Source organism: Enterobacter cloacae complex sp. IR5450 (assembly GCF_049238665.1).
Taxonomy (GTDB): Bacteria; Pseudomonadota; Gammaproteobacteria; order Enterobacterales; family Enterobacteriaceae; genus Enterobacter; species Enterobacter hormaechei_C.
Genome location: NZ_JBMKIC010000018.1, coordinates 17,337 through 30,008 on the forward strand (window position 1 = coordinate 17,337; position 12,672 = coordinate 30,008).

General features: G+C 52.7%; 10 protein-coding genes. All 10 read left to right on the plus strand.

The features are described 5' to 3' along the window. The first annotated feature begins 17 nt into the window (after positions 1–17). Positions 18–437 (plus strand): F0F1 ATP synthase subunit epsilon, encoded by a 420-nt coding sequence (locus ACOTYB_RS14635; RefSeq protein ID WP_003862360.1) that lies wholly within the window; start codon positions 18–20, stop codon positions 435–437. A gap of 138 nt (positions 438–575) precedes the next feature. Continuing rightward, entirely contained in the window at positions 576–1,946 is a 1,371-nt protein-coding gene (gene glmU / locus ACOTYB_RS14640; RefSeq protein ID WP_023315069.1) for a bifunctional UDP-N-acetylglucosamine diphosphorylase/glucosamine-1-phosphate N-acetyltransferase GlmU, read from the plus strand. Positions 1,947–2,186: 240 nt separating this feature from the next. Beyond that, positions 2,187–4,016, plus strand: a complete 1,830-nt coding sequence (glmS, locus tag ACOTYB_RS14645) for a glutamine--fructose-6-phosphate transaminase (isomerizing) (RefSeq protein ID WP_023315070.1) — start codon at positions 2,187–2,189, stop codon at positions 4,014–4,016. Between the two features lie 428 nt (positions 4,017–4,444). Further along, a complete protein-coding gene (locus ACOTYB_RS14650; protein ID WP_003861165.1) occupies positions 4,445–5,023 on the plus strand; it encodes a chaperone-usher fimbrial major subunit in 579 nt (192 codons plus the stop codon). A 71-nt stretch (positions 5,024–5,094) separates the two neighbouring features. Beyond that, the gene (locus tag ACOTYB_RS14655) at positions 5,095–5,778 is read left to right on the plus strand and encodes a fimbrial chaperone (RefSeq protein WP_022652100.1); all 684 of its coding nucleotides are present in this window, start codon (positions 5,095–5,097) and stop codon (positions 5,776–5,778) included. Between the two features lie 18 nt (positions 5,779–5,796). Continuing rightward, a complete protein-coding gene (locus tag ACOTYB_RS14660) occupies positions 5,797–8,316 on the plus strand; it encodes a fimbria/pilus outer membrane usher protein (protein ID WP_421765831.1) in 2,520 nt (839 codons plus the stop codon). 9 nt (positions 8,317–8,325) lie between these two features. Next, positions 8,326–9,402, plus strand: coding sequence for a fimbrial protein StgD (gene stgD, locus ACOTYB_RS14665; protein ID WP_022652103.1), 1,077 nt, complete (start codon positions 8,326–8,328; stop codon positions 9,400–9,402). 246 nt (positions 9,403–9,648) lie between these two features. Beyond that, positions 9,649–10,689 carry a phosphate ABC transporter substrate-binding protein PstS gene (gene pstS, locus ACOTYB_RS14670; RefSeq protein WP_022652104.1) on the plus strand — a complete coding sequence of 347 codons (1,041 nt, stop codon included), beginning with the start codon at positions 9,649–9,651 and terminating at the stop codon, positions 10,687–10,689. A gap of 127 nt (positions 10,690–10,816) precedes the next feature. Then, positions 10,817–11,776, plus strand: coding sequence for a phosphate ABC transporter permease PstC (gene pstC / locus ACOTYB_RS14675; protein WP_003861158.1), 960 nt, complete (start codon positions 10,817–10,819; stop codon positions 11,774–11,776). After that, on the plus strand, positions 11,776–12,666 hold the full coding sequence (pstA, locus tag ACOTYB_RS14680; RefSeq protein ID WP_003861156.1) for a phosphate ABC transporter permease PstA: 891 nt from the start codon (positions 11,776–11,778) through the stop codon (positions 12,664–12,666). The genes pstC and pstA overlap by 1 nt, the downstream gene beginning before the upstream one ends. Positions 12,667–12,672 lie beyond the last annotated feature (6 nt).

Sequence of the window (12,672 nt, forward strand, 5' to 3'; positions counted from 1 at the left end):
CTTAATCGGAGGGTGATATGGCAATGACTTACCACCTGGACGTCGTCAGCGCAGAGCAACAAATGTTCTCTGGTCTGGTCGAGAAAATCCAGGTAACGGGTAGTGAAGGTGAACTGGGTATTTTCCCGGGTCACGCACCGCTGCTCACCGCCATTAAGCCTGGTATGATCCGCATCGTTAAACAGTTCGGTCATGAAGAGTTTATCTATCTGTCCGGCGGCATTCTTGAAGTGCAGCCAGGCAGTGTGACCGTTCTGGCCGATACCGCTATTCGTGGCCAGGATCTCGACGAAGCGCGAGCCCTGGAATCGAAGCGTAAGGCTGAAGAGCACATTAACAGCTCTCATGGTGACGTGGATTACGCTCAGGCGTCTGCGGAGCTGGCCAAAGCGATCGCGAAACTGCGCGTTATCGAGTTGACCAAAAAAGCGATGTAACACCGGCTTGAAAAGCACAAAAGCCAGTCTGGATCCCAGGCTGGCTTTTTTTTTCGGCCTTAATTCATGATGAAAAAGATGTAGAATTTTAAGCATCAAACGTTTTTACTTCTCACACAAACTACCGTCAGGATGCGTATGTTAAACAGTGCGATGAGCGTGGTGATCCTTGCCGCAGGCAAAGGTACCCGCATGTATTCCGATCTGCCTAAGGTGCTCCACACGCTGGCAGGAAAGCCAATGGTTCAGCATGTTATTGATGCAGCGAATGAATTAGGCGCCAGCCAGGTGCATCTGGTTTATGGACATGGCGGCGATCTGCTGAAAAAAACGCTGCGTGACGACAATCTCAACTGGGTGCTTCAGGCAGAACAGCTGGGTACGGGTCATGCAATGCAGCAGGCTGCACCCTTCTTCGCTGATGATGAAGATATCCTGATGCTCTACGGCGACGTCCCGCTGATCTCCGTTGAAACCCTCACCCGCCTGCGTGAAGCCAAACCGCAGGGTGGCATCGGTTTGTTGACCGTCGTGCTGGACGATCCAACCGGCTATGGCCGCATTACGCGTGAAAACGGCAACGTGACGGGGATTGTTGAGCATAAAGATGCCACTGACGAACAGCGCCAGATTCAGGAGATCAACACCGGCATCCTGATTGCGAACGGTGCGGATATGAAGCGCTGGCTGTCCAGACTCAACAATAACAACGCGCAGGGTGAATACTACATCACCGACATCATTGCGATGGCTTACCAGGAAGGGCGTGAGATTGCTGCCGTTCATCCGGCGCGTATCAGCGAAACGGACGGGGTAAACAACCGTCTCCAGCTTTCCCGTCTTGAGCGTATTTACCAGTCCGAGCAGGCAGAAAAGCTGTTGCTCGCGGGCGTTATGCTGCGCGATCCGGCGCGTTTCGATCTGCGTGGCACGCTGACCCACGGGCGCGACGTTGAAATAGATACTAACGTTATCCTGGAAGGTAACGTCACGCTGGGCAACCGCGTCAAAATCGGCACCGGCTGTGTGATTAAAAACAGCGCGATCGGTGACGACTGCGAAATCAGCCCGTACAGCGTGGTGGAAGATGCCCATCTTGAGGCGGCCTGTACGATTGGCCCATTTGCGCGTCTGCGCCCGGGCGCTGAGCTGCTGGAAGGTGCTCACGTAGGTAACTTCGTGGAAATGAAAAAAGCGCGTCTGGGTAAGGGCTCTAAAGCGGGTCATCTGACCTATCTGGGCGATGCGGAAATTGGCGACAACGTAAACATTGGTGCAGGGACGATTACCTGTAACTATGACGGCGCCAATAAGTTTAAAACCATCATTGGTGATGACGTGTTTGTAGGCTCCGATACCCAGCTGGTGGCGCCTGTTACCGTGGGCAAAGGCGTGACCATTGCCGCCGGGACAACCGTTACGCGCGATGTGGCCGAGAACGAGCTGGTGTTAAGCCGCGTTCCGCAGGTCAGCAAGCAGGGCTGGAAACGCCCGGTGAAGCAGAAGTAACGGATTTATACCCCTCACCCTAACCCTCTCCCCACAGGGGAGAGGGGATTGTTCGGTGCGGTGTTTTTCTCCCTCGCCCCTTTGGGGAGAGGGCCGGGGTGAGGGGATAACATAATCCTCCCCCCACAAGCAGTACCCATAAAAATAACCCCACTCTCTACAAGGCTCGGGGCGCCCGGAAAGGGCAAATACAGGTCAGCGACAACGCATGGCATAACGCCATAATCAGGAAATATAACTATGTGTGGAATTGTTGGCGCAGTTGCGCAGCGTGATATTGCTGAAATCCTTCTCGAAGGTTTACGTCGTCTGGAATACCGTGGTTACGACTCAGCCGGGCTGGCTGTCGTTGATGCAGAAGGTCATATGACCCGTCTGCGCCGTCTCGGTAAAGTGCAGATGCTGGCCCAGGCTGCGGAAGAACATCCGCTGCACGGTGGCACCGGTATTGCGCATACCCGCTGGGCGACCCACGGTGAGCCATCTGAAGGCAACGCACACCCGCATGTGTCTGAACACATCGTGGTCGTGCATAACGGCATTATCGAAAACCACGAACCGCTGCGTGAAGAACTGAAAGCGCGCGGCTATACCTTCGTCTCTGAAACCGACACCGAAGTGATTGCTCACCTGGTGCACTGGGAGCTGGCAAAGGGCGGTACACTGCGTGATGCGGTGCTGCGCGCTATCCCTCAGCTACGTGGTGCTTACGGTACGGTGATCATGGATTCCCGCGACCCGTCCACGCTGCTGGCCGCGCGTTCCGGTAGTCCGATGGTGATTGGTCTGGGCATGGGTGAAAACTTTATCGCTTCCGACCAGCTGGCGCTGCTGCCGGTTACCCGTCGCTTTATCTTCCTGGAAGAGGGAGACATTGCCGAGGTGACACGTCGCAGCGTGACCGTATTCGACACAAAAGGCGAGCAGGTTAAGCGTCAGGAGATCGAATCAAACCTGCAATACGACGCGGGCGACAAAGGTGCTTACCGTCACTACATGCAGAAAGAGATCTACGAACAGCCAAACGCCATTAAAAACACCCTGACTGGTCGCATCAGCCATGGTGAAGTGGATCTGAGCGAGTTGGGCGCCAATGCCAACGAACTGCTGAGCAAAGTCGAGCACATTCAGATCGTGGCCTGCGGTACCTCTTACAACTCCGGTATGGTCTCGCGCTACTGGTTTGAATCCCTGGCGGGTGTGCCGTGTGATGTGGAAATCGCCTCTGAGTTCCGCTATCGCAAATCTGCGGTGCGTCGTAACAGCCTGATGATCACCCTTTCTCAGTCTGGCGAAACGGCCGATACCCTGGCGGCGCTGCGTCTGTCTAAAGAACTGGGTTACCTCGGCTCGCTGGCCATTTGTAACGTGCCGGGATCGTCCCTGGTACGTGAATCCGATCTGGCGCTGATGACCAAAGCGGGTACCGAAATCGGCGTGGCTTCCACCAAAGCGTTTACTACTCAGCTGACCGTTCTGCTGATGCTGGTGGCGAAACTGGCGCGTCTGAAAGGCCAGGATGCTTCCGTTGAACACGACATCGTGCATGGCCTTCAGGCGCTGCCGAGCCGTATTGAGCAGATGCTGTCTCAGGACAAACGCATTGAGGCGCTGGCTGAAGATTTCTCTGACAAACATCACTCCCTGTTCCTGGGGCGTGGCGATCAGTATCCGATTGCGCTGGAAGGCGCACTGAAGCTCAAAGAGATCTCTTATATTCACGCTGAAGCCTATGCGGCAGGCGAGCTGAAGCATGGCCCGCTGGCGCTGATCGATGCGGATATGCCAGTTATCGTGGTGGCACCTAACAACGAACTGCTGGAAAAACTGAAATCTAACATCGAAGAAGTGCGCGCCCGTGGTGGTGTTCTGTACGTCTTTGCGGATAAAGATGCCGGTTTCGCCAGCAGCGACAACATGCACATCATCGAGATGCCGCATGTGGAAGAGGTGATTGCGCCGATCTTCTACACCGTACCGCTGCAACTGCTGGCTTATCACGTCGCGCTGATCAAAGGCACCGACGTAGACCAGCCACGTAACCTGGCGAAGTCCGTCACCGTAGAATAATCTCCAGCCTACCCGAGGCTGCCAGTATTCTGGCAGCCTCATAGCCCTCCCCTCAGCGATTATTTCTTTTTATCGCAACCTGTTTCTTTTTTCATTTTTTCTTACATTTTTGCTCTATCTGCTCATTTCACCTATGTCTGCTTAAAAAAGAATCTGATTTAGCTATGACAAAGAAAAGATATTGATAAATTCTTAAAAAAATAGAGAAGAGATATCAATAGCATTTTTTAATTATGTTTTGTTCTTATTTTTAAGGGTTTTTTTATTTTTAATTTTTATTGTTCCATTTTAAAGATATTTCATGTGGGAAAACATATTTGTCATAGAGCAGGAATGAACTGTACTATCGCCACGCGTTAAAGGATGGTGTGTTTTATTTGAATGTATAAATGAGACGCATACAAATAATGTAAATTATGGAGAGTTTCATGAAATTAAACGTTATAGCCACTTCACTGGTTTTATCTTCCGTCCTGTTTTCAGGTGCGACATTAGCGGCTGACGGTACTGTTCATTTCCGTGGCGAGGTAATTGATTCTACTTGTACAGTCACGACTGATACCAGTAATCAGACTGTTAATATTGGTCGTGTATCGGTAAAAACCTTCGCGGGTATTGATTCCACCGCGTCTGTTAAAGATTTCCACATCCGTCTGGAAGGCTGCCCGGCAACCTATACTCAGGCGGCGGTACGCTTTGACGGGACGGAAGATAAAGATACCATCGGTAAAGGTTATCTTTCAATCGGTACGCCGGTGAACGAAGACGGTACGGACGGTGAGTTCACTGGCAGCGGCGACGCCATTGCGGCGACGGGCGTGGCGATAAAACTGTTCAACCTGAGCGATGATACCGCGATCCCTTTGTATAACAATTCTAAATACGTTGCCATTGCAGATGGTAAAGCGGATATGGGATTCAAGGCGAAATTCGTCCAGACTCTGGCAACAGTGACGCCGGGTACTGCGAATGCTGACTCTCAGTTTACTATTGAATACCTGAAATAATCAGCGGTTATGGATTCGGAGCCTGTTAAGAACTTATTTACAGGCTCCTTTATATATAAGGACATTGGATTATGCCAGGGCGTATAGTGAATGTATTATTAGCGTGTTGTCTTACGGGTATTTCTACAATGGCATCGGCAGGTGTGGTTATCGGTGGCACACGAGTGGTTTATTCGAGTGATAAATCCGACGCAACCATTACTGTCAAAAATAACGAAGCGGCTATCCCTTATCTTATTCAAACATGGGTTGACCCCTTCAGTAATACAGGAACCGCGAAAAAACCACCGTTTACCGTCATTCCACCGGTATCTCGTCTGGAGGCTGGGCAGGAAAAAATTCTGCGCATTATGAAAACCGAGGGCAATTTACCGCAGGATCGGGAGTCGGTGTTCTGGCTGAACATCAAAAATATTCCCCCGGCGAGCAATAAGCCGAACGCGATGGAAATCGCCATTAAGACACGTATCAAGCTGATCTGGCGTCCGGCCTCGTTGAACATTACCCCGGAGCGCGCCGCCACGCAGGTGAAGTGGCACAGAGAAAATCGGCAGCTGGTAGTTGAAAATCCCACGCCGCTAAATATCAACGTTATGAATGTGACAGTGGACGGCAAAGATGTGCCGCTCAATATCGTCCATCCCTTTGAAACCCTGCGTTTACCCTTACCGGAAGGCGTGAATGGCCATGCGCTGGTTTGGCGGTATGTGAATGATTTCGGTGCGATTAGTCAGGATTTAAAAGCAGCGCTTTAAGCAAAGGATGGTTTATTTATGGAGTGTTACCGTATTTTCATCGCGCTTGCTTCCGGGATGGTGCTTGGTTTATCCGGCGAGGTGGCCGCGAGGGATATGTTTAACCCTGCGCTGCTTGAAATCGATCATCCGGTGGACGTGGATATCCACCAGTTTAATCGCGCGAACAGTCTGCCTGCCGGGAACTATAAGGTAAGCATCTATGTAAACGGCGAATATGTTGACCGCCGGGAGGTGACCTTTGTCGAAGATACTGCCACCAGCAACCTGCATCCTTGCTTCTCAGACATCAAAACCGTGCTCGCTGAGCTTGGGGTCAAAGTGGCGGCTATCAAGGCCCTTAACGACATAGATGACAAAGCCTGTCTGGACCCCGCGCCGCTCGTTCCTGGCTCAACCTGGACGTTTGATACGGATAAACTCCAGCTTAACGTCACGTTGCCGCAAATCTATATTGATGTATCGGCGCGCGGCTATATCAATCCCTCACGCTGGGATGAGGGCATCAATGCGCTGATGGTGAACTACGATTTTTCCGGCTCCAGCACGGTGCATTCGAACGAGGATGATAACAACGATTTTTATTATCTGAACCTGCGCAACGGTGCCAACCTGGGGGCATGGCGTTTACGTAACTACAGTACGCTAAACGTGACCGATGGCGAGTCTTCGTATCATTCGATCAATACCTATTTACAGCGCGATATCGCCGCGTTACGCAGCCAAATTATGCTGGGGGATACATGGACCGCAAGCGACGTGTTTGACAGCACGCAACTGCGAGGGATGCGTCTCTACACGGATGATGACATGCTGCCTTCGAGCCTGACGGGGTTTGCGCCAGTGGTTCGCGGCGTGGCGAAAAGCAATGCGACCGTGATTGTGCGGCAAAACGGTTACATCATTTACCAGTCTGCCGTACCGCAGGGAGCGTTTGCGCTCAAGGATTTAAACACCACCAATTCGGGTGGCGATCTGGATGTTACCATCAAAGAAGAGGATGGCAGCGAGCAACATTTTACCCAGCCTTACGCCTCACTGGCGATCCTGAAGCGTGAAGACCAAACCGATGTCGATATCAGCGCGGGTGAACTGCGCGATCAAAACGATTTTCAGCCGACCGTTTTTCAGGCGCAGGTGTTACACGGTTTTCCTGCGGGTATTACCCTCTACGGGGGCGTGCAGGGAACCAGCGATTACACCTCCGCCGCGCTTGGCGTGGGGAAAGATATGGGTTCGCTGGGCGCCCTTTCGCTGGACGTAACGCATGCCCGCTCGCGGTTTGAGGACGATGACGAAAGCGGGCAATCTTACCGTTTTCTCTATTCCAAACGTTTTGATGAAACGAACACAACGTTTCGGCTGGTGGGCTACCGCTACTCCACAGAGGGCTACTACACCCTGAACGAATGGGCGTCCCGGCAGAATAACGAGAGCGACTTCTGGACGACAGGTAACCGCCGTAGCCGTCTGGAGGGAACATGGACGCAGACCTTTGGCGACGGGATGGGAAATATTTATCTTACCCTTAGCCGCCAGCAGTACTGGAAGATGGATGAAGTCGAGCGGCTGGTGCAGCTGGGCTACAGCAATAGCTGGCGCGCTATTTCCTGGAACGTCTCCTGGAACTACACCGATTCACTCACCTCGGCCCAAAATAGCACCGACACTGACGTCAGCGACAGTCAGGGCAGCGAACAGATTTTTATGCTCTCCCTCTCCATACCGTTGTCAGGCTGGCTGCATGACAGCTACGTCAACTATGGGTACACCCAAAACAACCACGGAAAAGGGATGCACCAGGTGGGGCTGAGCGGTAACGCGCTGGATGCGCACAACCTCTCCTGGAACGTTCAGCAGTCTTACGATGCGGATAACGAAGATTACAACAACAGCGCAGGGGTGGGCTATGACGGCACCTATGGTTCGGTAAACGCCAGTTACGACTATACCCAGGACAACCAGCGCCTCAACTATGGAATGAAGGGCGGGATTCTGGCCCACAGCGATGGCATAACTTTCTCTCAGGAACTGGGGGAAACCGTCGCGCTGGTTAAAGCCCCGGGAGCTTCCGGCCTGGCGCTGGAGAATGGTACGGGTAAGGCGACGGACTGGCGCGGCTATACGGTACAGACGCAGCTCAACGCCTACGATGAAAACAGAGTGGAGATCGACAGCGATTACTTTGCGAAGGCCAACGTCGAAATCGACAACAGTATCCTCAGCGTTATCCCGACGCGCGGCGCGGTGGTACGGGCGGAGTTTGTCACTCACGTGGGCTATCGCGTCCTGTTCAATGTGCGGCAGAAGAGTGGCAAACCGGTGCCGTTTGGCGCCATGGCCTCGGCTGATTTACCCCACGGCAGCGTAACCGGCATTGTGGGCGAAAATGGCGAGCTTTATCTGTCCGGCATGCCGGAAGAGGGGGCGTTTGTCCTGAAGTGGAGCGCAGATAACACGATGACCTGCCCGGTTAACTACCACTTTACCCCGCCAGAAGGCGTCGAACTGATACAAATATCGGCAGTATGCCAATAGGGAAATAAGATGAAATTCAGGACACCTCTGTTTTTAAGCGCGTTGATAATATTTATGACGCCAGTATGCAAAGCGTACACCACGGGCGACGGGATTTGTCACTCCGAAGGTGGCGCTTATATCTATAACCTTAATCTGAACGGGCAGTCGATCCCGGCGGATAAAAATAAAGCAGGTACAGAGATCAGGGATCTGGAAACGCTCAGTTCATCTGCGAGTTACAAAGCGCAATGCAACTGTCTTACGCATTACTCTACGGGCTTTCGCCAAATCTACTACACCGCACGATCGTCGTTAAGTGAAGATGTGGTAAAGAACGGGTATACCTATTTTACCCTTAATAACAACCTCAGCATCGCCACGTCGATACTTGTGCTCGGCAGAGATTATATACCGGTACCTTTCAGCGCAGAACCAAACGTAATGTCTCATAGCTCCTATTGTTATGCGCCTGGTGAGGAAGGGAGCGAACCAACACTCAATACCGGTTCAAAAATAAAAATATCATTCTTAATTAACAAGCCGTTTATTGGCCGGGTGAGTGTGCCAGGTACGATAGTCGCCGATCTTTATGGCGGGCTGGATGCGGCCTCCTCGACCTCCAGCACCGAAAAAATGGCAGAGATCAAAATCGCTGGCGATATCGTCGTGCCGCAAAACTGCGAGATAGCGCCCGGGCAGACGCTTGAGATAGATTTTGGCAAAATCCCGGCCCCGGAATTTTCCGCTACCAAAGGCACCGCCGTGACGAGTCACAAGGTAAAAAAGACGATTCAGGTACAGTGCACAGGCATGCTGGATGAGAATATTGTCTACTCCACTTTCCATGGAGACCCTGTCGACGCCGATGCCACGATGATGAAAGTCAACGGCAATGATGATGTAGGCATTGTGGTATACGACAAGTGGGATCGTCAGGTCAGCGTCAACGGCGGCAGGATGGACATGGATAGGGGAGAAAACAATAACGGCGCCGAAAACAATTCGCTTACCTTTTCCGCTGCGCCTGCAAGCGCAACGGGGGCGCAGCCAAAACCTGGAACGTTTGAAGCGTACGCAACGGTCACGCTGGAAATTGAACATTAATCACCCAACGGCTGTTTATGACAGCCGTTGTCATTTTTCCTCTTTTGCACCAGGCTTATCCCTTTCTATATGACAACTCTATGATGCTCCCCTGAACAAATAATCATTAATATCAGTGGCTTATTTTACACTCTCTCATTGTCATAAAACTGTCATATTTCGTACATTTATCTGTCACCTGTTTGTCCTATTTTGCTCATCGTAGCCACTTAAACAATGATTTACGAAATCCTTGCAGGAGACATTATGAAAGTTATGCGTACCACTGTCGCAACTGTTGTCGCCGCGACCTTATCGATGAGCGCTTTCTCTGCCTTCGCAGCAGCAAGCCTGACTGGCGCTGGTGCAACCTTCCCTGCGCCGGTGTATGCCAAATGGGCGGATACCTACCAGAAAGAGACCGGTAACAAGGTCAACTATCAGGGTATCGGCTCCTCCGGTGGCGTAAAACAAATTACCGCGAATACCGTTGATTTCGGCGCATCCGACGCTCCGCTGTCTGATGAGAAACTGAATCAGGAAGGCCTGTTCCAGTTCCCGACCGTGATTGGCGGCGTTGTGCTGGCTGTTAACATCCCTGGCCTGAAATCAGGCGAGCTGGTGCTGGACGGCAAAACCCTGGGTGACATCTACCTGGGCAAAATCAAAAAATGGGATGACGAAGCCATCACTAAGCTGAACCCGGGCGTTAAGCTGCCTTCGCAGAATATCGCGGTGGTTCGTCGTGCTGACGGCTCTGGCACCTCTTTCGTGTTCACCAGCTATCTGGCGAAAGTGAACGAAGAGTGGAAATCTAAAGTCGGTTCCGGCTCTACCGTTAACTGGCCAACCGGTCTGGGCGGTAAAGGCAACGACGGTATCGCAGCCTTCGTACAGCGTCTGCCTGGCTCTATCGGCTACGTAGAGTACGCCTACGCTAAGCAGAACAATCTGGCCTACACCAAACTGGTTTCTGCCGACGGCAAACCGGTTAGCCCGACCGAAGAGAACTTCGCCAACGCCGCCAAAGGCGCTGACTGGAGCAAATCCTTCGCTCAGGACCTGACTAACCAGAAAGGTGAAGACGCGTGGCCAATCACCTCTACCACCTTCATTCTGGTTCACAAAGAGCAGAAGAAACCAGAGCAGGGCGCAGAAGTGCTGAAGTTCTTCGACTGGGCATACAAAAACGGCGGCAAACAGGCTAATGACCTGGATTACGCCAGCCTGCCAGACAGCGTGGTTGAGCAGATTCGTGCTGCATGGAAAACCAACGTGAAAGACAGCAGCGGTAAAGCGCTGTACTAACAGGATATTTTTAACGAAGATGGCGGGTGGCGCGCAGCGATCCCGCCCTACGGTTTACTCTGTAGGCCCGGTAAGCGTCAGCGCCACCGGGCATATTCGTAAGACGTCTCATAAAGAAGAGTAATTTATGGCTGCAACCAAGCCTGCATTTAACCCTCCGGGTAAAAAAGGTGACATGATTTTCAGCGCGCTGGTGAAACTGGCTGCGCTGATTGTGCTATTGCTGCTGGGCGGCATTATCGTGTCCCTGATTTTCTCCTCCTGGCCGAGCATTCAAAAATTTGGTTTCGCCTTCCTGTGGACCAAAGAGTGGGATGCGCCGAACGATATTTACGGTGCGCTGGTGCCGATTTACGGCACGCTGGTGACCTCTTTTATCGCCCTGCTAATTGCGGTTCCGGTGAGCTTCGGTATTGCCTTGTTCCTGACGGAACTGGCGCCAGGCTGGCTGCGGCGTCCGCTGGGTATCGCCATTGAACTGCTGGCGGCCATCCCAAGTATCGTTTACGGCATGTGGGGCCTGTTTATTTTTGCTCCGCTGTTTGCAACGTACTTCCAGGAGCCGGTCGGTAACGTGCTTTCTGCCGTTCCGTTTGTGGGGGCGCTGTTCTCCGGCCCGGCATTCGGTATCGGCATTCTGGCGGCGGGTGTGATCCTCGCCATCATGATTATTCCGTACATTGCGGCGGTCATGCGCGATGTCTTCGAACAAACCCCGGTGATGATGAAAGAGTCCGCCTACGGCATCGGCTGCACCACCTGGGAAGTTATCTGGCGCATCGTCCTTCCGTTCACCAAAAATGGGGTGATTGGCGGCATTATGCTGGGCTTAGGTCGCGCGCTCGGTGAAACCATGGCGGTCACCTTTATCATCGGCAACACCTACCAGCTCGATAGCGCTTCGCTCTATATGCCGGGGAACAGTATTACTTCTGCGCTGGCGAACGAATTTGCCGAAGCGGAATCCGGGCTGCACGTCGCGGCGCTGATGGAACTGGGCCTGATCCTGTTTGTTATCACCTTTATTGTGCTGGCTATCTCCAAGCTGATGATTATGCGTCTGGCTAAAAACGAGGGGGCACGCTAATGGCAACTCTCGATATGCAAAATACCGCTCAGCTTGCGGAATCCCGTCGCAAAATGCAGTCAAAGCGCCGGATTAAAAACCGCATTGCGCTGACGCTTTCCATGGCCACGATGGCGTTCGGCCTGTTCTGGCTGATCTGGATCCTGATGTCAACCATCACCCGCGGCATCGATGGAATGTCCCTGGCGCTGTTCACGGAAATGACGCCGCCGCCGAACACGGCGGGCGGTGGTCTGGCAAACGCCCTGGCGGGTAGCGGCCTGCTGATCCTGTGGGCGACCGTTTTCGGTACACCGTTGGGCATCATGGCGGGTATCTATCTGGCGGAGTATGGGCGCAAGTCCTGGATCGCTGAAGTCATCCGCTTTATTAACGACATTCTGCTTTCTGCCCCGTCGATTGTCGTGGGTCTGTTTGTTTACACCATCGTGGTGGCGCAAATGGAACACTTCTCCGGCTGGGCGGGTGTGATTGCGCTGGCGCTGTTGCAGGTGCCTATCGTTATTCGTACTACTGAAAACATGCTGAAACTGGTGCCGGACAGCCTGCGTGAAGCGGCTTACGCGCTGGGCACGCCGAAATGGAAAATGATTTCGGCGATCACCCTGAAAGCGTCCGTCTCGGGGATCATGACCGGTATCCTGCTGGCTATCGCCCGTATCGCCGGTGAAACCGCACCGCTGCTGTTTACCGCCCTCTCCAACCAGTTCTGGAGCACGGACATGATGCAGCCGATCGCCAACCTGCCGGTGACGATCTTTAAATTTGCGATGAGCCCATTCGCGGAATGGCAGCAGCTGGCCTGGGCCGGGGTGCTGATCATCACCCTTTGCGTACTGTTGCTGAACATTCTGGCGCGCGTCATTTTCGCGAAGAAGAAACACGGTTAAATTTTT

What these genes read in the sequence shown, in the direction of transcription:
- ACOTYB_RS14635 (WP_003862360.1), top strand. Translation starts at nt 18, where the DNA reads ATGGCAATGACTTACCACCTGGACGTCGTCAGCGCAGAGCAACAAATG.
- glmU (WP_023315069.1), top strand. Translation starts at nt 576, where the DNA reads ATGTTAAACAGTGCGATGAGCGTGGTGATCCTTGCCGCAGGCAAAGGT.
- glmS (WP_023315070.1), top strand. Translation starts at nt 2,187, where the DNA reads ATGTGTGGAATTGTTGGCGCAGTTGCGCAGCGTGATATTGCTGAAATC.
- ACOTYB_RS14650 (WP_003861165.1), top strand. Translation starts at nt 4,445, where the DNA reads ATGAAATTAAACGTTATAGCCACTTCACTGGTTTTATCTTCCGTCCTG.
- ACOTYB_RS14655 (WP_022652100.1), top strand. Translation starts at nt 5,095, where the DNA reads ATGCCAGGGCGTATAGTGAATGTATTATTAGCGTGTTGTCTTACGGGT.
- ACOTYB_RS14660 (WP_421765831.1), top strand. Translation starts at nt 5,797, where the DNA reads ATGGAGTGTTACCGTATTTTCATCGCGCTTGCTTCCGGGATGGTGCTT.
- stgD (WP_022652103.1), top strand. Translation starts at nt 8,326, where the DNA reads ATGAAATTCAGGACACCTCTGTTTTTAAGCGCGTTGATAATATTTATG.
- pstS (WP_022652104.1), top strand. Translation starts at nt 9,649, where the DNA reads ATGAAAGTTATGCGTACCACTGTCGCAACTGTTGTCGCCGCGACCTTA.
- pstC (WP_003861158.1), top strand. Translation starts at nt 10,817, where the DNA reads ATGGCTGCAACCAAGCCTGCATTTAACCCTCCGGGTAAAAAAGGTGAC.
- pstA (WP_003861156.1), top strand. Translation starts at nt 11,776, where the DNA reads ATGGCAACTCTCGATATGCAAAATACCGCTCAGCTTGCGGAATCCCGT.